The 24,103-nt window shown below is 43.1% G+C and carries 22 protein-coding genes; 9 read left to right on the top strand and 13 right to left on the bottom strand.

All coding sequences use genetic code 11. The annotated features are described in order from the left end of the window. Positions 1-105: 105 nt before the first annotated feature. Positions 106-909, top strand: a complete 804-nt coding sequence (locus CZ794_RS01135; RefSeq protein ID WP_062845315.1) for an inner membrane protein YpjD — start codon at positions 106-108, stop codon at positions 907-909. 101 nt (positions 910-1,010) lie between these two features. Here CZ794_RS01135 and purU read toward each other — a convergent pair whose 3' ends face one another. Continuing rightward, complete coding sequence (gene purU, locus CZ794_RS01130; RefSeq protein ID WP_227681072.1) at positions 1,011-1,943, bottom strand: formyltetrahydrofolate deformylase; 933 nt, start codon at positions 1,941-1,943, stop codon at positions 1,011-1,013. Between the two features lie 210 nt (positions 1,944-2,153). Then, complete coding sequence (locus tag CZ794_RS01125; RefSeq protein WP_087039807.1) at positions 2,154-4,262, bottom strand: hypothetical protein; 2,109 nt, start codon at positions 4,260-4,262, stop codon at positions 2,154-2,156. A 483-nt stretch (positions 4,263-4,745) separates the two neighbouring features. Between CZ794_RS01125 and rpmB the strand changes: the two genes are divergently transcribed. Then, on the top strand, positions 4,746-4,982 hold the full coding sequence (rpmB, locus tag CZ794_RS01120; RefSeq protein WP_057761372.1) for a 50S ribosomal protein L28: 237 nt from the start codon (positions 4,746-4,748) through the stop codon (positions 4,980-4,982). Positions 4,983-5,116: 134 nt separating this feature from the next. Further along, positions 5,117-5,272, top strand: a complete 156-nt coding sequence (gene rpmG / locus CZ794_RS01115; protein WP_010201403.1) for a 50S ribosomal protein L33 — start codon at positions 5,117-5,119, stop codon at positions 5,270-5,272. A gap of 140 nt (positions 5,273-5,412) precedes the next feature. Here rpmG and CZ794_RS01110 read toward each other — a convergent pair whose 3' ends face one another. The 11 genes from CZ794_RS01110 to ispH all read right to left on the bottom strand — a co-directional run bounded on the left by CZ794_RS01110 (position 5,413) and on the right by ispH (position 15,689). After that, positions 5,413-5,724 (bottom strand): hypothetical protein, encoded by a 312-nt coding sequence (locus CZ794_RS01110; protein WP_087039806.1) that lies wholly within the window; start codon positions 5,722-5,724, stop codon positions 5,413-5,415. A gap of 228 nt (positions 5,725-5,952) precedes the next feature. After that, positions 5,953-6,264 (bottom strand): hypothetical protein, encoded by a 312-nt coding sequence (locus tag CZ794_RS01105; protein WP_087039805.1) that lies wholly within the window; start codon positions 6,262-6,264, stop codon positions 5,953-5,955. 122 nt (positions 6,265-6,386) lie between these two features. Beyond that, complete coding sequence (locus CZ794_RS01100) at positions 6,387-6,698, bottom strand: hypothetical protein (protein ID WP_087039957.1); 312 nt, start codon at positions 6,696-6,698, stop codon at positions 6,387-6,389. A 116-nt stretch (positions 6,699-6,814) separates the two neighbouring features. Beyond that, complete coding sequence (gene rpe, locus CZ794_RS01095; protein WP_087039804.1) at positions 6,815-7,507, bottom strand: ribulose-phosphate 3-epimerase; 693 nt, start codon at positions 7,505-7,507, stop codon at positions 6,815-6,817. A 123-nt stretch (positions 7,508-7,630) separates the two neighbouring features. Next, positions 7,631-7,915: a TIGR03643 family protein gene (locus CZ794_RS14235; protein WP_306298341.1), complete on the bottom strand. Its 285-nt coding sequence runs from the start codon at positions 7,913-7,915 to the stop codon at positions 7,631-7,633. 256 nt (positions 7,916-8,171) lie between these two features. After that, positions 8,172-9,080, bottom strand: coding sequence for an S-formylglutathione hydrolase (fghA, locus tag CZ794_RS01085; RefSeq protein ID WP_087039802.1), 909 nt, complete (start codon positions 9,078-9,080; stop codon positions 8,172-8,174). A gap of 98 nt (positions 9,081-9,178) precedes the next feature. Next, the gene (locus tag CZ794_RS01080; RefSeq protein WP_087039801.1) at positions 9,179-10,660 is read right to left on the bottom strand and encodes a C13 family peptidase; all 1,482 of its coding nucleotides are present in this window, start codon (positions 10,658-10,660) and stop codon (positions 9,179-9,181) included. A 319-nt stretch (positions 10,661-10,979) separates the two neighbouring features. Beyond that, the gene (gene htpG / locus CZ794_RS01075) at positions 10,980-12,941 is read right to left on the bottom strand and encodes a molecular chaperone HtpG (protein WP_087039800.1); all 1,962 of its coding nucleotides are present in this window, start codon (positions 12,939-12,941) and stop codon (positions 10,980-10,982) included. 472 nt (positions 12,942-13,413) lie between these two features. After that, complete coding sequence (locus CZ794_RS01070) at positions 13,414-14,229, bottom strand: thioesterase family protein (protein WP_087039799.1); 816 nt, start codon at positions 14,227-14,229, stop codon at positions 13,414-13,416. A gap of 157 nt (positions 14,230-14,386) precedes the next feature. Continuing rightward, positions 14,387-14,638 carry a hypothetical protein gene (locus tag CZ794_RS01065; RefSeq protein WP_087039798.1) on the bottom strand — a complete coding sequence of 84 codons (252 nt, stop codon included), beginning with the start codon at positions 14,636-14,638 and terminating at the stop codon, positions 14,387-14,389. Positions 14,639-14,732: 94 nt separating this feature from the next. Next, positions 14,733-15,689, bottom strand: coding sequence for a 4-hydroxy-3-methylbut-2-enyl diphosphate reductase (gene ispH / locus CZ794_RS01060; protein WP_087039797.1), 957 nt, complete (start codon positions 15,687-15,689; stop codon positions 14,733-14,735). A gap of 319 nt (positions 15,690-16,008) precedes the next feature. Between ispH and gmk the strand changes: the two genes are divergently transcribed. From gmk to CZ794_RS01030, 6 genes are all read left to right on the top strand, one after another. Then, positions 16,009-16,635 carry a guanylate kinase gene (gene gmk / locus CZ794_RS01055; protein WP_087039796.1) on the top strand — a complete coding sequence of 209 codons (627 nt, stop codon included), beginning with the start codon at positions 16,009-16,011 and terminating at the stop codon, positions 16,633-16,635. Positions 16,636-16,810: 175 nt separating this feature from the next. Beyond that, entirely contained in the window at positions 16,811-17,071 is a 261-nt protein-coding gene (rpoZ, locus tag CZ794_RS01050; protein ID WP_087039795.1) for a DNA-directed RNA polymerase subunit omega, read from the top strand. Between the two features lie 382 nt (positions 17,072-17,453). Continuing rightward, positions 17,454-19,652, top strand: coding sequence for a bifunctional (p)ppGpp synthetase/guanosine-3',5'-bis(diphosphate) 3'-pyrophosphohydrolase (locus CZ794_RS01045; protein ID WP_087039794.1), 2,199 nt, complete (start codon positions 17,454-17,456; stop codon positions 19,650-19,652). Positions 19,653-19,909: 257 nt separating this feature from the next. Then, on the top strand, positions 19,910-20,290 hold the full coding sequence (locus CZ794_RS01040; RefSeq protein WP_087039793.1) for a RidA family protein: 381 nt from the start codon (positions 19,910-19,912) through the stop codon (positions 20,288-20,290). A 159-nt stretch (positions 20,291-20,449) separates the two neighbouring features. Further along, entirely contained in the window at positions 20,450-22,726 is a 2,277-nt protein-coding gene (locus CZ794_RS01035; protein ID WP_087039792.1) for a primosomal protein N', read from the top strand. Positions 22,727-22,871: 145 nt separating this feature from the next. Beyond that, positions 22,872-24,032: a cation diffusion facilitator family transporter gene (locus CZ794_RS01030; protein WP_087039791.1), complete on the top strand. Its 1,161-nt coding sequence runs from the start codon at positions 22,872-22,874 to the stop codon at positions 24,030-24,032. Positions 24,033-24,103: the final 71 nt, after the last annotated feature.

Below are 24,103 nucleotides of genomic sequence, written 5' to 3'. Positions count from 1 at the left end.
ATTTTATGATAAATTGGACAATTATTCTAATCATTCCGATAATACCACTTTCGCATTGCATTGAGCAGCCATTGTGCGCTCAATATGAGATGAGGCTTTATATCTGTGCACTTTGCATTCTTACTTGCTAGTCTAGCTTATATCTTAGTCAGTGTTTACCTTGGTTGGGCGCTGACTCAGGACAAACCTGTTCGTAAAGGCATTGGTTTGGGGTTACTGATGGTCGGTATGGTCGCACATGCGCTGCTGCTCTATCCCTACGTTGTTACGCTTTATGGTTTGAATTTTAATTTATTCAACGTCATCAGCCTGATCAGTTTGTTTTTTTTGTTCTTTTACGTCTTGTTTTCTCTGTACCGACCCATTATCAGCTTGGGTATCTTAGCGGCACCAACAGCACTTCTAGGTATGACCATTGGCTACATTGGACGCGCGCCCTATCAACCAATAATCAATATCAGTGCAGGGCTAGAAGCCCATATATTACTGTCTTTCGCGGCTTACTGTGTTCTGCTCATGGCAGCAATACAAGCGCTGTTTTTGCGCCTACAAATACGCGAGCTCAAGCATCATACCATTCATCGATTTTGGGTCAATAAACTGCCATCCCTGCAAAGTATGGAGGGTTTATTATTTGATATGCTCTTGGTAGGGTTTGTTTTACTGAGTATTGCATTGGGCATTGGTTTTATTTATGTAGACGATCTGATGGCGCAGCACATCGTACACAAGACTGTCTTTAGCCTGTTGTCTTGGTTATTGTTCGGTACGCTACTGGTTGGCAATTGGCGGGCGGGCTGGCGTGGCAAGCGTGCAGCTAATATCACCATTTATGCGTTTATTTTATTGGCGATTGGGTTCGTCGGTAGCAAGTTTGTGTTAGAGCTATTGCTAGGCGTTGGCCAATAAAAAAGCGACAGTCAATTGCATGAGATGCAATTGACTGCCGCTGGGATAATACTCAACAATTAGATGAGATCTTATAGATCTTCTTTTACTAAAGTGCTTCTTTAATTAAAAACCACCGTCTTATTACCAGCGACAATCACTCGATTTTGCACATGCCAGTTCACAGCACGCGCCAATACGTTGCGCTCGATATCACGACCAATGGCTCGCAATTCTGTCACCCCTTGACGATGCGTCACGCGGTGGACGTCTTGCTCAATGATAGGCCCTTGATCAAGCTCAGCGGTAACATAATGCGCGGTCGCCCCAATCAGCTTCACGCCTTTGTCATACGCTTGACGATAAGGATCTGCCCCCACAAAAGCTGGCAAGAAGGAATGATGAATATTGATCACCTGCATCGGCCAACGCTTCACAAAATCAGGTGACAGTATTTGCATATAACGCGCTAATACAAGCAAATCATTACCTTCCATCAGTTTATGAATCTGCTCTTCTGCCTGCTCTTTATTGTTTTTATTGACAGCCACATGGTGAAATGTGATACCAAAATTTTTGACTGCTTGACGTAAATCAGGATGGTTACTCACCACACAAGTAATCTCGCAATCCAGCAAACCGCGCTGATGACGCCATAGTAAATCTAGCAATGCATGATCGAACTTGGACACCAAAATACCCACTTTGGTCTTAATCGCATTGTTATGAAGACGCCAATCCATGTTGTGGCGTTTGGCAACCGTATGTCCAAAGCTGACCTCAAAATTGTCAATAATCTCGCTCAATCCTGCCAAAGCAAATTCCAAACGCATAAAGTACTGACCGCCCTCATGCGCCGTTGAATACTGATCAAGCGTAATAATATTCGCACCATAGCGATGAATAAACTCAGAAACCGCTTGTACGATACCCGCTTGATCTTTGCATTTGATCAACAGTGTCGCCGTATCGCTCGCATCAGTGGTAGGTGAAGCACTCGAGATGGTGTTTGACTCGATATCCGATGAGGGAACCGTCTTGATAGTGTCTGACATAATACGCCCAATTAAAAATGATGACTGATCGCTGAAAAACTATTATCAGCGTAGTAAACCGATTATTTTAATCTTTTTTGCAATGTTTTGCTGAGCGTGTTGGTTGTTTTTGGTTATTTAGATTGATTTAGTTATTTGACATGATAATCAAAAACCCCCAACGTGGGGTTGGGGGTTTTGCTACTGACTGGTTAAGGTTACTATGTGAACTTATTGAATAATATAAGTCTTAGTCGTGACATTACTGTTCGGTGCAGTAGCAGAGATTCTAAAGTAATCCCCTGCTGCACAACCATCCAACGTATAGTTGCTGATGGTTCCTAAGTTTTGGCCGAGAGCGCCTGTGTTCACCAAAGCAGGTACTTTACTGAAACCTCCAACCTGCTCTACTGTACAACTTTTATCATTACTATCTGTTCTGTCAACAGCGGTTGCAGCAATAGTCGTACCAGAAGGCATTGGATTTAGATCATAGAAACCACCGCTGTTCGTACGAACATTAACCATCGTTGCTGAGCTGCTGATCACTTGTGTCGTTAGCATATTACCTAGATTGTTTAATAAGGTAAAACGCGCATTACTACCGTCAGATAATAGCTGAATGGTTTGATAACGTACAATAGCATCCAATCCTGAGTTACAAGTATTGGCTTTATTTGGCGATACAAAATTTGAAATAAAACTCTGCTCAAAACTGTCTTTTTTTGATTGACTGTATGTTGGAAATTTAAGTTGTATAAATCGATCTAAATTGTTTTCACACATACCGCTTGCTTGTGTAGTCAGTGGATACGTAAATTCACCAGCTTCAAATGTACCATTTTCATTGTCATCACGGAAGGTATCACCAATATTATGAACAAAGGTATCTACTCCCTCATCCCATGCGTTGTTAGCATTGTTATCAATATAAGCTTTTTCGCCTTCTGCTACAGCTAAAATACTAACACGTCCATCACCTGGTCTTGGGTTTTGAGTTGAGAAAGTCACATCACAAACGCCATCAGTAGTGGTACAGCTAGCAGGAGAGACTTTACCACCTTCAGCCGTTAAATTGACCACTGTACCATCTGGTACTGAGTTCCCATTGCGATCTACCATTCTAATAGTGATGTTAGTGCTGTCGCCATCCATACTCCAATCTAAAACGTTTTTGCCTTGTGAGATACTTAAACCATCTTGCGTCACACGCGAGCTAGCGATCGATATACCTTTAGATAATGCATTGATACGACCATCTCGAGAAAGCGAAGCTTTAATTTCCACAGGCCCTGGTGTAGAACCAGGATAAATATTGACAGACACATTACCATTTTCATCAGTTCTAGCAGGAATGTCAGAACGATTACCCAATACGCCAAAGGATAGACCCAGTGGTGATTTTTCCAAGGATAAAACCACATCGGCATTGGCAAGAGGCGTTTTATTAGAATAAACCGTAAATTCAACCTCTCCTGTCGCAGAAGAGCCACTATTTGCAATGCCAAGTGTTAATGGATTAGAAGTATATACAATTGAGGTTGCCTCAGGAGCTTGCACAGTAATATTGGTAGATCGTACTGAACTACCTACGCTTGCAGATATTGTCACAGGACCACTACAGAGCGTATCATCATCGTTAATCGACTTATAAACCACCTCTACCATACCATTAGCATCAGAAGTTATTTGTGCTGGAATCTGTCCACAACTCGCATTAAGATTAACTGACACACCATTCAATGTATTTCCTTCTGCATCAGAGACAATCAAAGACAATGCAGTCTGAGCACCTGATGATAGATTGGCACTCTCAACAGAAAACGCACTTAGACTAACCTTGGTCGATTGAACTGAAAAAGTTTTATCTACAGTTGCCGTATTACCTGCAAAGGTCGCGGTCGCAGAAATAGTATAAGCTCCTGATACTTCAGTTCCAGTTGGCTTTAAGAATATACGAGCGAAACCTTCACTATCTGTTAGTACCGAGCCTGATGTGGTTTGTGATAACACCACCCCTGTAGCATCAATAGCAAAGCTCACTTTAGCCCCTGCGATAGGTTCATTTTTTTCGTTAGTTATTAAAACCTCATAGTAAGCACCATCTAAACCGATTGAAGTAACTGGATTACTATTTATATCAACCAGATTACTAGTCGCTATATTGAGAGTATCAATAGTAGAACCGCCATTCCCTGTCCCAGGTTGAGTTACACCAGTATCAGGCTCGGGCGCGATCGTATCAGTACCATCGCCACCGCCGCATCCAGCCAAAGCAAGTGATAAGGTTAGTGCAGTCAGCTGAAACAGCTTGGAAGCAGGTAATGAGCTATATGACATTTTTAGACTCCGCATGAGCAGTAATTTTTAGTGTAAATAGGCAAAAACCATTACGCAGAATCAGAACAGACTGGTAATGATACATAGGTTTACATTGCTGCTGGATGTATTAACAGATTGTATTAAATATATAACAGCAACTTTACTGACTTTTGTTATAACTTACAACTAAAAATTAATGGTTACTATTAAACAATCAACAACATAGAGCGGTTATTTCAGGGTATAATAGCCATCCTTTAGATCGGCAGTAATTATAAAAATATTTGAGTATTCATCTGTTTTATGGTATAAATGTCGGCTTTAAAATTTTCTGAATTGGTTAGCCTGTTATTTGCCTTTAGATAACAGTCATATCAGCTCAACCTTCATATAGTTTTGTTTGGTGCAAAGCTGCCGCTTGCTGTGTCCATGCCGCAAAAACGTGCAACTTGCCCAGACTGGTATGAGAAAAACTCATACCTCATAGATTAGGAGTTCGCCATGTCTCGAGTTTGCCAAGTGACTGGAAAGCGCCCTATGGTGGGTAATAATGTTTCGCACGCAAACAACAAAACCCGTCGTCGCTTTCTACCAAACCTACACAACCATCGTTTTTGGGTAGAGTCTGAAAATCGTTTTGTACGTCTACGTGTGTCTACCAAAGGTATGCGCATCATTGACAAACTAGGTATCGATAAAGTGTTAGCGGATCTACGCGCACAAGGTCAAAAAGTTTAAGTGACTATTAGCAGCTTATAAATAATGATAATTTTCGTTATTAAAGCTGCTTTTCTGCTACCACATGAGTAGCAACTTATTACTTGAGACGCATACCTATCGTTTTAAGACCCCTCATTTACAGGAAAGCTATCATGAGAGATAAAATCAAATTAGTATCAACAGCGGGTACTGGGTATTACTACACCACTACTAAAAACAAGCGCACTATGCCTGGCAAAATGGAAATCAAAAAATTTGATCCAAAAGTACGCCAGCATGTGATCTTTAAAGAAGCTAAAATCAAATAACTGCCATCATTTGTAGAAGGCATTTCTATAAATACTTTCTATAAAAAAGTTATTTGAACAAAAAAAGGGTTTATCAATCGATAAACCCTTTTTTTATGCTTGTATGTTTAGCTATCTTCAGCTTGCTAATAAACTAAAGATCAGCTGTAGTGTGTTGGCTCTTTATCATAGACGTGAGCGTGCCATTTACTCATCTGTTTTTGCATGATGACCTGAATCGCCGCATGAATCATATGTTGACCAATGGCTTGCGTATCGCTACCAAGTAGCTCTTTGAGCTTGTCGGAAAAATCAATAGTCATCAGCGGTGCCTCATCTTGTTCAGCATCACGCAACAGCAACTTACCATCCTCAGCTTCTACCAGCTCAAGGGTGGTTTCTTTAGCAAATCCTGCGAATTGATCGGTATTCTCGTTGTCTACTTCTATATCATTATCGATATCGTATGGCATTCATTTGTTCCTTATTGTCCCGTCTGATACTTGTAAACGAACTGGTCATTGCAAAGAAGCTATTCACTACAAAAAATCCATTCAACAAAGCTTTCGTCTTAAATCTTTCGTCTTTTAGTAACGCGGGTAAAACTGTCTTACTCATACAATGGACGCTTTGACTTTGGATTTCAAGGGTTGTCATACAAGTCTGCTCTCTAAATGGTAGATTTGCGAGGATATTTGAACTTAACGCCAGTATCTTAGTTTGGCTATCGTGAATAAAAATGCGACAAACATGCCAAGATAATATGTCAACTTTAACTCAAAGGTTGGATCACGATATTTGAAGGGTAATGCCACGGTGGCAGTAGCAGTAGGAAATATCAGTAGCATGAGGAGCCAATTTTCAATCACATTTAGCCAGTCTTGAAAACTTGTACCATGACGCAGCGATGCTAAGCCCATGAATAGGCAAGCTATGATCAAACTAGTAAACAAGCCGTTAGGTAAGTCTTTTGGATAAATGATGTTGGCAATACTAGTTGGTACGATTCTCATATAAAATTCCAGCCATACTTGTCAGGCATGGCTCAATGATTAAAAAAAACTATAAAAAATGGTTTATAAAAAGATCGCAACGCTATAGTTATGCATGAACATTGTTTTTGCGACTCGTGGCGTTAACTATAACTCCCCATCAACCACAGCATAGCCACACAAGCAGTCAACCAGCCAAGCGTCAGCGCATTTCTGGTCTCAATATGTAGGCCTTTGACCTTGTTGACCATTCGTGAACCAAGCCAAAAAAACAATGGTATGCCAATCACAAAGGTAGGTACAATTACGGCTGCATGACGCAATACTACCCCAACGTCATCGCCAATCATTAAGCGAAAACCATAGCCTGCCAGACTGAGCACAAGCGCAAAAACAGCCAATCCAATCGTAATCCCTTTTGGCACGAGACTACGAGGCGGCTTAGTCTCTCTCATTGTCTCAGAGCTTACAGACGAGTGAGCGGGGGTTTTGGTGTCCATAGTTTACCTTTATACATAACTTACCATCGTGCCAATGACCAGCGATACTGCCCATGTTAACCATATGGACGTTACTGGCCGTCTCTAACCAGCGCCAACTCTTCACGCATCGCATCGATAGCCGCTTTATAATCTTCTTGATTGAAGATTGCAGAACCAGCGACAAACATATCCGCACCTGCTTCAGCAACCGCACGAATATTACTGGCTTTGATGCCACCATCGACTTCCAATCTAATCTCTCTACCGCTAGTCACAATACGTTGACGAACTTGTCGAACTTTATCCAAAGTGCTCTCGATAAATGACTGCCCACCATAGCCAGGATTGACGCTCATGAGTAGGATTTGATCGACCTTATCCATCACGTGATCCAAATGATGTAATGGCGTTGCTGGATTGAGCACCAAACCACATTCTGCCCCACCATCTTTAATCAGCTGTAAAGAGCGATCAACATGCATACTGGCTTCTGGATGAAAGGTAATAATGCTCGCGCCTGCTTCTAAGAACTGCTCAATCATGCTATCAACAGGCGAGACCATAAGATGCACATCAATAGGCGCATCAACGCCGTAATCACGTAGTGCTTTACAAATCATACTACCAAACGTCAGGTTCGGCACGTAATGGTTGTCCATGACATCGAAATGAATCACATCAGCGCCCGACTCCAGTACTTTTTCAACTTCTTCGCCCAACCGTGCAAAATCGGCTGACAGTATGGAGGGTGCGATAAGATAAGGTTTAGAAGAACTGATCATAAGGAGCTACCTAATTCATGTTTAAATAAAAGACGAGCGAAATATAGAAAATGTTATAACGGACGTAAGTGCTTTTGATATTAAAATCATATCAAAAATACGAACCATTTTATGCTTAAATGACTAGCGTGGCTTATATTGGGTCTTACAATAAGCACGACCAACGTCAAAAGAGCGCTTTGCCTCGTGCTTGGTCGCACGGTTACTCACTCGTTGACGCCACAAGCGAAAGGACGACGGCTTGAGCTCTTGGCGCATGAGCTTAATCACATCAGGCTCACTAAGACCATAGCTATGCTCAATGGCGCCAAACGGCGTTCTGTCTTCCCACGCCATCTCTATCACTCGTGAGACTTGAACCTCATCCAGCACTCTATCCCCATACTTATTGGTTGACTGCTCAATCATATCACTTGATTGTACTGAGCTTGCTACCTTCTCGCTGGAATGAGTATCAGCACCCATGCTGGTATGCTGTTTGTCTTTCAAAGCTGCGTCCATATCCGCCTGCATGGTAGCGAGCGTAGATTCAGGAGCACTAGAATCTGATGACTGATCTTTTAAACCGACTGCGGCCAAATCTTGATAACTTGCCATAAGACTTACCTTTTTTAAATCAAACGATACAACAAAAAAAACATCATATTAAGACTTCACTGAAGCTCTAGCGAAGCTGCGCCATACGCCAATGATGATCGATATGGTCGTTGATCACAGTTTGAATAAAATAATAACTGTGGTCATGACCACCTTGATAACGCAGAGTTAAGGGTTGCTTGGCTTTTTCGCAAGCATCTTGTAGCGTAGATGTTTTCAATTGACCTTCTGCTAAAAAGTTATCAGCTGCCCCTTGATCGACCAAGATACTCGCATACTGCCGACCGACTTTTTCAATCATCTTTGAAGCATCCGCTTGCGCCCATAATGACTTATCATCACCAAAGTATTCGGTATAAGCTGCTTGTCCCCAAGCTGACTCACTAGCAGCACAGACAGGCGATAGCGCTGACACGCTAACAAATTTGCTCGGAAACTTAAATCCTAGTAATAGTGCCCCATGACCACCCATTGAGTGCCCTGTGATGCCAATCGTATCAATGGGAAACTCTGAACGTAATAAATCATACAGCTCTTCAACGATATAACTTTCCATGTTGAAATGGTCTGACCAAGGTAGCTGTGTCGCATCGACATAATACCCAGCACCTTGACCAACAAAATAGCGTTCATCATTAGGCACTTCGGCACTGTTCGCATCGTCTGAGACTGACAAGCTACGCGGAGAGGTATCAGGTGCAATAAAGATCATGCCAAGCTCGCTACATCTTTGTTGAAAATGCGCTTTGTGAGTGACGTTATCAGCATTACACGTCAGACCTGACAAATATAAAATAGCAGGACAGCGCTGGCCTGTGAGTGCTTCATCAGGCAAATAAATACTGAACGTCATCGTTGTCTTGGTAGCAGTTGATTGATGACTATAATAATGCTGTTCACCATTAAAGCAGCGATTCACACTTTGTTGTGTGAGTTGGCTATTGGCAGACAGGCGATGACTATAAGATTTTTTCATGAGTGACATCCTTTTTATCCAAAGTAAAATACACAATGACTTATAAGAAGCACTTATAAGATAATACCGACAACGTTAATATTTTAGAAATTATTGAATCATTTGTCAGCTGTAGCTACCACCGTATCCGCTGACTGAGAAGAAGCGCTTTTAGGCAATACATTAAGCGTAGCTGCCTCATTACTAATCACGCTTGCCACAGGTGGTCTTGTTTTATCAAATAACACTTGCTCGAAGGCAGGCAGCGCTGTTTCCATCAGACTACCAACAGCCATCTGCGGCTCTGATGGTTCAAACCCCATCACTTCCTCACGCTCATGTACACGTACTCTTGCGTCCTTAAATGCAGCTTCAAAACTGGTGTTGCTGCGTAGACTCTCAGCAAAGAACGCTTGCCCAAAATACGTCATCTCAGCGGTGTTGGTACAACCAAATGACGGTCTATCAGCGGCTGATGCCGTAATCACCACAGTGGTTGGAGACGCCAACTCATCAATGAACGAGCCTGAGTAACAGGCAGATACGACAATCACGCGCCAACGAATGCCAGAGTCATCAAGCGCCTCACGCAGCCATGCAGCGTCTAGGTTCTCCATCACAAGTGGCGGGTTGGCCAGTTGAATGATGTCTTGATTACCATGTGAAGATAAAGTGAGAAACAACACGTCTTCATCTGCATTCATCTGCTGACCAATTTTTTTTAAGCCGCGTAAAATACTGGTCTTGGTTGCGATTGGCTCATCCAACCAACTATAAGTGTTATTGATCAACGCCAACGAATGGCCACTGGTACCAAAACGCACATCAAACAATTCCCGCACTTTATTGATCTCAGAACGAAAAACATCTTGTTCAGAGAAGCCTGCAACGCCCATAAAGTACCAATCGGTTCTGCCCAATACGCCCGCATCAATACTGTTTAATGCTTGTTGTAGTAGTCGGGGCTGCTCATAAAACGCCGCTTCTTCTAAGACAGGTGTCACCGGCGTCTGTTTAAATATAGGCTGATCAGCGACATTGCGCTGCCAAATCGTCAAGAGCGCAACAGCGCCTACCAGTACAATGATTCGCTCCCACCACGGTATACGTAAGCGACGAGAAAAAATCCATAATAAGGCAAGCGTTTGCCATAAAAACAGCACCAAAAACAAAATAGGTAAAAACGAGTAACTCCAATTGGGTAACCAGCCATAACTGCCCAAGAGCTGCATTAGGCTCTGTAAAAGTGCTGATAAAGTATCCGCAACCAGCCACAAAATCACTGGCACAAAAACCAGCGACTGATTGCCTGCGCGGCGTGCCAAAATGATACCGCCCAATAGAATAATCATCGGCCAGATCAGATAACTGACCAACCCTTGCTCATTAAAGAGACTACCGCTTTCAGCTGCCAACCACGAAAAAAGCACATTGCTGCCAAGTGCCAATAGGGCAAACACCGCAAACTGAATAAAGGTGGGTTTTACCCAAGAGAACGCCCGTGTCGACCCGACCAGCATCCACAACGTTGCAATAATATTGGCAGCGAAATTGAGCGAAAAACGCTGAAGTGATACGGTTTTTAACGACGCAAGTGACAAAGACTTAGACCTCTAGCCAGTCAAGAAGATACAGTGAGTCAATTATAAATGCCTTTAATATAGCCACTTTATAAAGTTATTGATTGATAACTTTTGCATAGTTGGTAGACATTAATTTCATATTGAATTCACTAGGAAATAGTGACAAATAGCGAACAACACAAACTTTTATTTTAGCTCGCTAATCTATCGCGATTGTAACGGATTGTCGGTCAAGAGGATAAGGATGATTTGTAAAATTCATTCAAATATGGCCATAAATCTCAATAAAAAAGGAGGCCTTGCAGACAAGACCTCCTTTTACCTCAATTACCAGACATTATCTCATCAATAGCTCATTAACGCGCTTTAGATAAGCGGCTGGATCTTCTAACTGACCGCCATCTGCTAATAAAGCTTGATCGAAGATGACTTGAGCGAGATCATCAAACTGCTCGCTGCTTTCTAGCTTTTTAATCAGTGGGTGATCAGGATTCACTTCAAGCGTTGGTTTGCTTGCTGGTACATCCTGCCCCATTTGCTTAAGCATCTGGATCATTTGCGGTGACAACTCACCTTCTCCAACCACCAAACAAGCTGGGCTATCTACCAGACGTGTTGATACTTTCACATCTTTAGCACGGCTGCCTAAAGCCGTTTTTAGCTTATCAACCACAGGCTTTAATGTTTCTTGGGCTTTTTCAGCTTCTGCTTTTTCAGCTTCGTCTTGCAAGTCGCCCAAATCTACCGCGCCTTTGGCAATGTTCTGTAGCGGTGTTTCATCGAATGAAGTTAAGAAATTCATTGCCCATTCATCAACACGGCTGGTCATCAAAATAACTTCGATGCCTTTTTTCTTAAACAACTCAAGTTGCGGGCTGTTTTTTGCTGCTGCCAAATTATCAGCCGTTAGATAATAGATGGCTTTTTGGCCTTCCTTCATACGCGCTTTATAGTCTTCAAAGCTGGTCTCAAGACCGTCTTGTGTGCTGGTCGCATAGCGAAGCAGTTTGGCAATACGCTCTTGATTGCCCATGTCTTCGCCAAGACCTTCTTTGATCACATCACCAAACTCTGCGTAGAACTGCGCAAATTTTTCTTGTTTGTCGCTGTCTTCGCTATTGGCCAAACTTGATAGCAAGGTCAAAATACGGCGCGCATTACCATCACGAATCGATTTGACATCGCGCGACTCTTGTAGCAGCTCACGACTCACGTTTAATGGCAAGTCTGCTGAATCGATGACGCCTTTCACAAAGCGTAGATACATCGGTAACAGCTGCTCAGCTTCGTCCATGATAAACACACGTTTGACGTACAGCTTCAAGCCATGCTGCTGCTCACGAGTATACAAATCAACTGGCGCTTTTTTCGGGATATACAATAATTGCGTGTACTGAACGCGGCCTTCGACACGGTTATGCGTCCAAGCAAGTGGCTCATCCATGTCATAAGTGATGTTTTTGTAGAAATCGACATACTCATCATCTTCAATCTCAGAGCTTGAGCGAGTCCATAATGCACTGGCTTTGTTAATGGTTTCCCACTCGTCAGTCAGTACCATCTCACCGCCAGCTGGCGTGTCGTCGTTCTCGTCTTCTTTTACATCTTCTTGCCAAACTTCTTTACGCATCTGAATGGGCAAGCTGATATGGTCAGAGTACTTATTCACCAAACGTTTAATTTTGCTGCGATCTAAGTAGTTATCTTCGCCCTCAGAGTATTCTTCTTTTAGATGCAAAGTAATCGCTGTACCGCGCGTATCTTTGGTAATCGTCTCAACCGTAAAGCTACCTGTCCCATCTGATACCCAGCGCACGCCTTTATCCGCAGGCTCGCCCGCTTTACGTGATTCAACGCTGATGGTATCAGCCACGATAAATCCTGAGTAAAAACCAACACCAAACTGTCCAATCAACTGACCGTCTTGTTTTTGTGATTCAGACAATTTGTCCAAAAATGCTTTAGTGCCTGATTTTGCAATCGTACCCAAGTTTTCGATGGCATCCGCTTCATTCATACCAATACCGTTATCGGTAAAGGTGATCGTCTTAGCGTCCTCATCAATGGCAATACGTATGCGCAGCTCACCGTCGTTTTCATATAGGCTATCGTCGTTGGTGGCTTCAAAACGCAATTTATCACAGGCATCAGAGGCGTTAGAGACGAGCTCACGGACGAAAATATCCGCATTAGAATATAGTGAATGTGTCACCAAATGCAGCAACTGCGCCACTTCCGCTTCAAACGTGTGTTTTTTTAATTCTGGATTCAGACCTTCAGCTTGAGTTGCTTCACTCATAAAAACTCCTTTAAATTCTATGAAAGACCTATTATCAGATAACGATACACTCACTAAAGATGCTCTCATAATGTTAGAGAACCTGCCGTATGTGATACCGTTAAACTGTCTATACTAATAGGGGCATTGAGAAAAAATTCAAGCACAGAAGCTTTATCCCATAAAAAAACACCGCCCGTATTTGTCAAGGCAGTGCTTTTCTTAGATGAGTACTTTTCTCATAGAACCATTCAAAAGATGAACATTCAAGCGCAGATACTAAGAACGATGACGCTAAACACTATTCTGAATAAACCTTAATCAATAATTCCCAGATAGCGGTCAATTTTTTTGAAAAATGAGTATGTTTTTTCATAGCAACCTCTCTATCGATTAATATCATCTTGTTAGCTGCTATTAAAGCCCATTTTCATTCATTTGTATAATTAACTAATCGCATCATATCGTCCCGTTTTTTAAAACCATAGAATGTTTAGCGCGGCATCGGGCGAATGGTCAGGATTTGCTCGCTACGACCAAACGGACCTTGCGTGTCGTGCAGTATGGCACTGGTCAATCCAATACCATCATCGCCATATTGCTGCACAGCCTCGATACCAAGCCAGCGACCTTGAGGTTTACGGTGCATATGAATTTGCAAATCCGTATTGGGAAACATCCATTCTAACTTAGATAAGCCAAGACCAAGCCGTGGTACGACACCATTGGCCGTATCGACCATACCTAATAGATGCACCAAATCATCCGTGGGCACACCATCGACCATCTCGACATCATTGGTGATCCATATCATACCGCGTCCGGGACGACGATCCTCTGTCGCCACCAGACGTACGCTCTCAATAAAGCCGCCCGGCCAACCTTTCATATCTTCCCAAACTGGCAACGCTTCAGGTTTATATTTTGCTGGTTGATCTTCAAGTCCGGCAATCTCACTGGTGTCTTGCGTCATCAATCGCCATGCTCGTGCGATGATCGCATCACGGCCGCGACTACTCATAACCGCTTCAATCAATTCAATGGTTTTGCCAGGTCGAATACAGCGCGTGGTAATGGTAAAGTCATCAAGCGGTATCAGGCCTAAGATATCAAGACTAACGCGAGCGATACGCATATTGTCTTGCGGCGCATAGCCATTTAGTTCAGCAGTGAGTACCCCAGTCGCTGGCGCCATGTGCTGTTCATGCTCATTCCAGGCGCCCTGCGCATGCTTGGTTGGCTGGTAATGCGCCACACTGACGCCGTCTTCTTGCTGTTCACGTTTAATAAAAGTGTAATAAGCTGGCATGATCATCCTTGTTCTTGTACCAAAGCTTTCTCATGTATCTTCGCTATTCAATGACATGAAAATCTATTATTGGGAAAAGTATCGTCATTTTTTATCCATAAAAATCAGACGTTTTGTTTGCTGTACTGGACTGACTATTTACGTTTGAGAGGCCAGTCTACTCAACTCTCGTTAGCGCTTTTTTTCTCATCTCAAGAATCTGGCGACTTTTTATAATAATGAATAAGAAAAAAATCATAATCACAACGAGCAAGCCATAGAAAACACTATAATTTTGCATAAAATTTGCGATATTTAGGAGAAGTATCAAGGCAACTAGGACAATAACAAACATATTTATTTTTAACTGTTTGTTCACCTCTTCAAGAGTGGCTTCAGCCAATACAAACTTGGTTTTTTGTTTTTTCATTCTACCTTATCCATAGCAGGTGACTTTTAATCAAGGCGCATCAAAAATTATCAAATGATTGATACTCAGACGCTAACGCACGTAGGCTTTTACCTTATTTACCTACCTGCGTAACAGGAATACGTAGCGCCTTTGGTAAGCTAAATATTACGTTTTCTTCGATACCTGACAACTCACTTGGCAAATCGCCACCCCAATCTTGCAGCTGCTGTAGGACTTCTTGAATAAGCACCTCAGGCGCTGAAGCCCCAGCGGTCACACCAACACTTTGTACACCATCCAACCAGCTGCTATTCATCTCACTAGCATTGTCAATTAAGTAAGCTTGGCAATTCATACGCTCAGCCAACTCACGCAGACGATTGGAGTTTGAAGAGTTTGGTGAACCCACCACCAAGACCACTTCGCAGCGACTGGCCAAATCTTTTACCGCATCTTGGCGGTTTTGGGTGGCATAACAAATATCGTCTTTGCGCGGCCCTTGAATACTAGGAAACTTACCACGTAAAGCATCGATAACGCGCGCTGTGTCGTCCATCGACAACGTGGTTTGGGTAACAAACGCTAAGCGCTCAGGATTTTGTACGCTGAGTGCTTCGACATCGCTTTCATTTTCGACCAGATGAATCTGGCCACCGTGGCGACGGTTAAAGCGGCCCATCGTGCCTTCAACTTCAGGATGTCCAGCATGGCCAATCAGTACCGCATCCATACCTTCTTGCGCAAACTTTGCAACCTCAATATGCACTTTGGTGACTAGCGGACAAGTGGCATCAAATACTGTCAAATCGCGACGCTCCGCCTCATCTTCAACGGCTTTTGACACGCCATGCGCCGAAAAAATAACAATTGACCCATCTGGTACTTCGTCAAGCTCTTCCACAAATACGGCACCGCGATTTGCCAAATCAGAGACAACAAATTTATTATGTACTACCTCATGGCGAACATAAATGGGTGGCTCAAAACGCGTCAATGCTTCATTCACAATCGCAATCGCACGATCCACACCAGCACAAAATCCACGAGGGTTGGCAAGATAAATTTGCATAAACAGGCCTATCATTAGATAATTTATAGTTAAAGCGTATTTTAAACCGCTTCAATGTAAAAGTTGGAATAAAAGCAATGCTCTACTTTATCATAATTTGCTTTTATTGCCTTTGAAAATACCCATACTCTATCGTCAAAAGTCAGTATAGGGATACTGGGTTGATCAGGTCGGCTTTATTAAAATAAAAGTCACAAAAGCACTTTATAATAACGCATCGATTTTAATTCTTATCGCCATACATGATGGCGTTTTTTATTTTTACCAGCCTCTCGCCCTTCGCTAGGACATTTTTTAGCTGTTTACTAGGACATATTGTATGACAGGTTCATTATTTATTATCACCGCTGCCTCGGGTACAGGCAAGACCTCATTGGTAAAACAACTGCTTGCCACCACCAATGACTTGACCGTCAGTGTTTCACATACCACTCGCGCACCGCGTCCTGGCGAGATTGATGGTCAGCACTATCATTTCACTGATGTCGACAGCTTCACCAACGGTATCAATGCAGGCCAATTCTTGGAGCATGCTGAGGTATTTGGCAATTATTACGGCACATCTGAGCAAAGCGTCCGCACCCAGCTTGCCGCAGGCATTGATGTGATTTTGGAGATTGATTGGCAAGGGGCGACGCAGATCAGAAACATGTTTGCCGATGCCATCATGGTTTTTATTTTACCGCCTAGCCTGACGACACTACGTCAACGTCTCTCAACTCGCGGACAAGATAGCGTAGAAGTAATCGAGCAACGCCTTGCTGGCGCAGTCACTGAAATGGCACAATACGTAAATGCCGATTATGTGGTTATCAATGATAACTTTGAGGTGGCCTTAGCTGAACTGAAAGCCATTATCGTGGCGGATAGACAAACCCTTAAGCGCCAACAGCAGCGCTATCATCGCACCATTGCTAGCCTGCTCAGCGATGAAGCAGCCGAATAAACCAAATATGGTTTACCATTTATGACTCATTTGGCAAGTGAATATAAAAAGCAACTACGCGACTGAGCAAAAAATGCTATAATGTCTAGCTATTCCTTTTTTATATTTTTGTTATTATTTTTATTGAGTGGCGGCGCATGTCCGTGACTGGTAAAAACAACCGAGGTAGCTATTTATGGCACGAGTGACGATTGAAGATTGCTTAGATAATGTTGATAATCGCTTTGAGTTGATTTTGGTGGCAAGCAAACGCGCGCGTCAATTGGCTAAAGGTATCGCCGAACCATTGGTTAATGTCGATAATGACAAGCCTACCGTATTGGCTTTGCGTGAAATTGCTGCCGGCAAAATCACACGTGATATTTTAAATCAGCCAGAGCATCACTTTGCAACCAGTTCACTGGATTTGGCATTGTCAGGCGATCATAGCTTCTAATAAAGCGCATTGATAACGTCCATTGTATAATGTCATAAAGCGAACGATCGTTTTATAGATCAATACACGGTGACGATAGAGACCACAGCACAGGCTGTGGTTTTTTGGTTGTAACGATATTGTTTTAACGGTTGTAATTGCCATTTATACCTCAAAATAAACCTTTGAGGCAGAATTTTTACGTTTTTATCGTCCCTACTCGCTTATCAGTTGACTTTGAATACGATTTGCGATTAATTAGAGAATGGTCTAACTGTCTTCAGCTTTTTCATTAGGCTTCTGTTTAGTAGTCAGCATTCAATTAAGTCCCTGTTTATATTGATAGTTTATTCTTTCGATAAACAGTTAGGCAAATAGATAATGGAAATAGGATTGTTGCTTTATGAGTCAAACCTTACCCAAACTCAGTCATCATCTGGTAGATGAAGCTCAATATAACTTACTGCGCTCAGTAGGTTATCTCACTGCTGCTGAACGGCGTGATATTATTGATGCGTGCGAGTTCGGTGATGTTGCGCATATTAAAGACAAGCGCAAATCAGGAGAGCCTTATATCACTCACCCTATTGCGGTGGCTGAAATCTTGGCCGGTTTTCGTCTAGATCGAGATACGATTATCGCAGCAATCTTGCATGATACTGTCGAAGATACTGATGTGAGCGACGAGCAGCTCAAAGAGCGCTATGGCAAGGCTGTGGCAAGATTGGTCGATGGGGTGACCAAGCTCAAATCCTCGGCGCACAATAAGCAACAGAACAAGGCCGCGACTTTCCATAAGATTCTGACTGCCACATTGGCCGATCCTCGTGTCTTGATTATTAAGCTTGCTGATCGATTGCATAATATGTCCACGCTTGATGCCGTGCGTCCTGAAAAGCAGCGTACGACGGCTCAAGAAACCTTGGACTTTTATGTGCCTTTTGCACGACTGATGGGTCTCAATGACATTGCTGATTATATCGAAGTGCTTTGTTATCGCAATCTTAACTCTGATATGTATAACAAAATCTCCGACAAGCTTTTACAACATGGGCTGGGACGTAATTTTCAAAAAGAAGCCATTCATCGCTACTTAAATATTGTTCTTACCAATTTAGAGCTGAATGGACTGGTCAAAGTCTTAGACAATCGCGTGGTCATCTACCGTCAATTTTTCCGCAATCGCGGTGAGATTAACTCCTTACTGCGTCATTATGCGTTTGAGATTGTCCTTGATAATATCGAATCCTGTGACAAGCTGGCTTACTATCTGATTAAAAAATATCAAATTGCTGACAGCCACATCGCTGACAATATTCGCAGACCGCTACCAGGCGGTAGTCAATCGCTTACCTTGATTTATGAGCGCGACAATGATGTTGTAAAAGTCACCATCTTGACCAAGCAAATGCAAAACGCTGCCAGACTTGGGGTTATTGGGGCAGAGCACGCGTCCGATATCAGCCAGTCAGTGATTCAAGCCTCATTACGCAATATGAAAGACTTGGTCGATGAAGACAATTTGCATGAAAACAGTCCTGATTTTTCAGCGGCTGTCTCTACTATCAACGAGCTAATGGATTATCTGCATTCTAGTAAAATCATCTGTTACAGTCCGCAAGGTCGTGCCTATGAGTTACCGCAAGGCGCAACCGCACTAGATTTTGCTTACGCCGTTGGCCCCATGGTTGGTAATGTGGCAGTCGGTGCTAACATCGATGACAAAGCAGCAAAACTGGGCACGGTGGTCAAAAACGGACAGCTCATTGAAATTGAGGTAAACAGTCACTCAGAACCAAAAGCGGAATGGCTTGGCTTTGTGGTCACCAACAAAGCGCGTGAAGAGATTTTGCGGTGGTTTAAAGATCTATCTACCGCCAATAAGCGACATCATGGTCAGCAAGCATTGGATCGCGCCCTTAAGACCTACCAAAAAAGTCTCGACGACTTAACAGAGAATGACTGGAAAAACCTGACGGAATGGCGCGGCCTGACAGAAAAGGACGCTTTGTTTGAACAAATCAGCTCTGGTACTTTGCTGCCACAATTGGTGGTGACGCGCCTATTTAGTGATGAAGTCAATGACTTACAGGCAAAAGAACAAAACGAAGACATGACTCAGCCTCAGCAATTGATCGTCAATGCGTCTGGCGTTGAGCTTGATTTTGCCAATTGTTGTCATCCCATTTATGGTGATCCTATCGTTGGTCATTTATCACGTCATGGATTGGTCGTGCACCGACATAAGTGTTTTTCGATTGATGACATTCGTAAAGACAACCCTTATCAAGTCATTCAACTGCGCTGGCGTAATGACAACGCCGTCAAGCAAGGTGACCCTGGCGAGCATGATATAAAAAATACAGGAAAGATTCGCTTTCCTGCGTATTTGAAATTGTCTATTTCTCTAAGCGACGAACAAATTACGGAAGTTATTTATCATTTACGTCAGTTGAATATTGGTGTTGAAACCATCGACGTGCGTAGTAGTGATACTATCGTTCACATCATTGTACGTAGCCGCAATCACTTAGCACAAGGTATTCGTGAACTGCGCTCCTTACTTGGCTTCCCAAATATCATCCGTCTGTACCAATTGTAGTGAGCAGGTAAGATTGGCTTTATTGACCATCTAATGGCATTGATCAATAAAATCAGCGCCATTTGGAAAGACCTAAAACAGTGATAAACTGTTTTGTTTACTAACAAATAGACGACAGGCGTGTTTTTATTTATAGTGTCGTCTTTAGACATGCAATACGCTATACATCAGACTAGAAAGCTATAAGCTCGAGAACTATAAATTTAGAAATTGTTAACCAAAAGCTATAAACCCAAAAGTTATAAAAAGGACATCACATGACTCGTCAAACCATTCAAACAGACAAAGCCCCTGCCGCCGTTGGTACTTATTCACAAGCCGTAAAAGTTGACAAAACCGTCTATATCTCAGGACAGCTCGGTTTTGACCCTGAGACGATGGAATTAAGAGAGGGCTTTAAGGCACAAGCTGAGCAAGTTTTTGAAAACATCAAAGCCATCTGCGAAGCTGCTGGCGGTAGCTTGAATGATGTGGTCAAGTTTAATGTGTCATTAACCGATTTGAACGACTTTGCGGCTCTAAATGAAGTGTTTGTTGCCAATCTAAGCGAGCCATATCCAGCCCGTGCTGCGGTGCAGGTAGCTGCACTGCCAAAAGGTGGCGTGGTTGAGATTGAGTCCATTCTATACATTGACTAATACGGCTATCGCTATCGTATAAATGCTCAAGTACTCAAAATTGTGCTATCTTTTTCAACGTAAGCCCAAATATCACTATTTGGGCTTATTGCTATTATCCCTTTTGATCATGATTTGATTGTCTAAAATTTAACTGCCTAAAGGCGATGGGTATATTTTATGTTGGTACAAGTTGCGCTGCCCGTTCCCCTTTATCGGGTATTTGACTATCGTCTACCAGCAGATATGAGCGCGTTGCCAAATGCGTCGATACCAAAAATTGGTACGCGCGTTGAAGTGTCATTTGGTCGTCAAACCTTGATCGGTATTGTCATTGCTCATATTTCTGAGGCAGATAGTAGCGTCCCTCTGAACAAATTAAAACCCATCAATAAGTGCTTGGATGTCGACCCTATTTTAGACGATAGTATGCTAAAGCTGGCCAATTGGCTGGCGCGCTATTACCATTATCCATTAGGGGATGTGTTAGCCGTCATTTTGCCAAGCTTGGTGCGCCAAGGTAAGCCTTTAGATCTTCTGATCACCCATTGGCGGATTTTGCCTCATGTGACGGATGATGATTTCCGTGCCAATGCCAAAAAGCAAAAACAGCAATTTGATATGCTCAAGCTCCATGGTGAACGTGGTGCCAGTGAAGATATTTTGTTGTTAGAAGGAATGCAAAGAGAGTTCTTAAAGACACTCGAAGACAAAGGACTTATCGAACGTTATATTGAGTCAAAACAAGCCCCTTCTCCTGTCAAATTAGCAAAAATGCCCCTAGATCTGAATGCAGAGCAACAGCGTGCCGTTGATGCCATTATTGCAGCCCATGAAGCCAAGCGCTACACAGGTATTTTGTTAAATGGCATTACAGGCAGTGGTAAGACGGAAGTCTATTTGCAAGCAATGCAAGCGGTATTAGAAGCTGGGAAGCAGGTTTTGATTCTTGTGCCAGAGATCGGTTTGACGCCGCAGACGCGCGCGCGCTTTGCCAGTCGATTTGCAGCGCATATTGTCTTACTCCATTCAGGCATGAACAACACCCACCGTTTACAAGGATGGCAAGACTGCCGTACTGGTCATGCACAGATCATCATTGGTACACGATCGGCTCTACTATATCATTTTGCAAATCTGGGACTCATTGTCGTTGATGAAGCACATGATGGATCATATAAGCAGCAAGACACATTGCGTTATCATGCCGCTGATGTTGCCCTATATCGTGGCTTTCAACACAACATACCTGTCGTACTTGGTACAGCCACGCCTTCTCTTGAACATCTAAAATTGGTCGATGAAGGTAAGCTGGTAGAGTACCAACTGCTGACTCGACCTGGTAATGCCAATCCTGCAACGATGCAGCTTATTGATGCTCGACTACAAAGCACTCATCAGCAAACCACTGACGATGGTGCGCGTTATGATACTGGTTTGACCGACACACTTATTGGCGCAATACGCCAAACGCTAGAGGCAGGCGATCAAGTATTGATCTTTTTAAACCGCCGTGGCTATGCGCCTGTTTTGCTCTGTAAAGCCTGCGGTTGGCAAGCGGACTGTCCTCGTTGTGATGCTCATTTGACGGTTCATTACAACAATCAAGCTCAGCATAGCCATTCTTATTTAAAGTGCCATCACTGTGATTGGCAAGCTTATATCCCTGCTGTCTGTCCTGATTGCGGCAGTCAAAACCTAGATGCTAAAGGTATGGGAACCACCAGACTGAGCGAAAACCTACATGCCATCTTTGCCAATCCACAAACCAGTAAAGACCTTTATCCCATTATTCAAATTGATCGTGACACCACACGGTTAAAGAACAGCTGGGAAAACATCTATCAACGTATCAATGAAGGCAAGCCTGCTATCTTAGTCGGCACACAAATGGTCGCCAAAGGTCATCACTTTCCCAATGTCACTCTTGTTTGCTTGCCTAATGCCGATCGCGGGTTTTTATCAGCAGATTTTCGCTCACCTGAGCACACTGCCCAACTGATGGTTCAGGTAGCGGGACGCGCTGGACGCGGTGACAAAGCGGGACGTGTACTGATTCAAACCTTACAACCCGATAATGAGCTATTATTAAAACTGGTCAAAGACGGTTATCTGTCATTTGCTCGTGAATTGCTACAAGAACGTAAAATGATGGGTCTGCCTCCTTATAGCTATGCCGCGCTTATCCGCTGTGAAGGCAAAACAATGGCGGCTACCACTAAAGCACTAAAGGATGCCATTGATATCTTGCCAACTGCTCACAATCTGGCTGTGCTTGGCCCTATCGATGCCCCAATGAGTAAAAAGAACAGTCGCTACCATGCGCAATTGCTCCTATTGGCCAAGGATCGACAACAATTACACCGTGTCCTAAATCAGTGGTGGCAACTGGCAACCGCGCTACCCAGTGCCAAATACCTTAAGCTGACTTTAGATATTGATCCTATAGGCTGGTGATGTGAGTTTTACGTCGTCACTACAACCTCTCATCTCAAGCTATGTTAAATTCATAGTCACACTGTCGGCTGCTGCTTAAAGCCACATCGCTATACGGTAAGAAGTCAGTACAGACCCTTTAACTCTTTCAAATTTGAGTGTTGCTATGACGCCAAAGAAGTCAAACTCTACTTCCAATCATCCTTCTCATCAAAATGCTGCTCATACACATGGGCCGCACTCTGGTGATGCACATGATGGATACGGCAAACAAGACAGTCATGAGCATGAGCCACACTCTACACAAGCAGTCGCAGCGCGAGATACGAGAGGTTATCAGAAAACCTTGCTTTTTAGCTTTATCATCATCACAAGCTATATGTTCATCGAGGCGATTGGTGGCTGGCTGACAGGAAGCTTAGCGTTATTGTCTGATGCAGGTCACATGCTGAGTGATGCCATCGCACTTGGCGTCACCTTGATGGCTTTTAAAATCGGAGAAAAATCGGCCACTCATCAAAAAACTTTTGGCTATAAACGCTTTGAGATTTTAGTTGCGACGGTAAATGGGGCAACGTTGATTGTCATTGCTTTAATGATTTTTTATGAAGCCATCAAACGCTTTAATTCTCCGCCGGAAATCGCAACTCAAGGCATGTTGATTGTGGCGATAGTCGGCATGCTGATCAATATTTTGGTGGCGTGGCTCATGCATCGAAGTCAACATAATGACAGCGATCATACACACAGTCATGGTAAAGAAGACACTCAATCATCAAACAAAAAAGAAGCCGTCAATCTCAATATGCACAGTGCTTATCTACATGTATTGAGTGACCTGATGGGTTCGGTTGCTGCTATCATTGCTGCTCTATTGATGATGGGGTTTGGCTGGGTCTGGGCGGATGCCCTCGCCTCAGTGATCGTCGCCGTTCTTATATTGGTCAGTGGCTATCGTGTCGTACGTAACTCCGTCCATATTCTCATGGAAGGTACGCCGTCTCATATATCTTTAGTCGAGATTGAGCAAACACTACAACAACACCCGCAGGTAAAAGAAGTCCATGACCTGCATGTTTGGAGCATTACTAGTGGTTTAAACGCTTTATCCTGTCATGTGACTGTCGATGGGGACATGAGTATTCATGACTCAAGTATATTGATTGCCAATCTTGAGCAAAGATTACTTGCCCTTGATATTCATCATGCCACCATTCAGGTTGAGAGCTCGTCACATCCGCAAACTCAAGCGCATAGCAGTGCACTGGTTTGTAATATCTCAGAGCGTACAGAAGCGATGGACAGTCATATGGGTCATCATCATTGAAATAAACAGAGCAAATTTGCAAAAGATGCCATCTTAATTAAGCGCCCGTTATATTGAGTTTTATCATTGCG

The sequence above is a fragment of the Psychrobacter sp. JB385 genome (assembly GCF_900163785.1).
Taxonomy (GTDB): Bacteria; Pseudomonadota; Gammaproteobacteria; order Pseudomonadales; family Moraxellaceae; genus Psychrobacter.
Note: the sequence above shows the minus strand (reverse complement) of the source record. Positions and strands in the feature narration are given on the sequence as shown.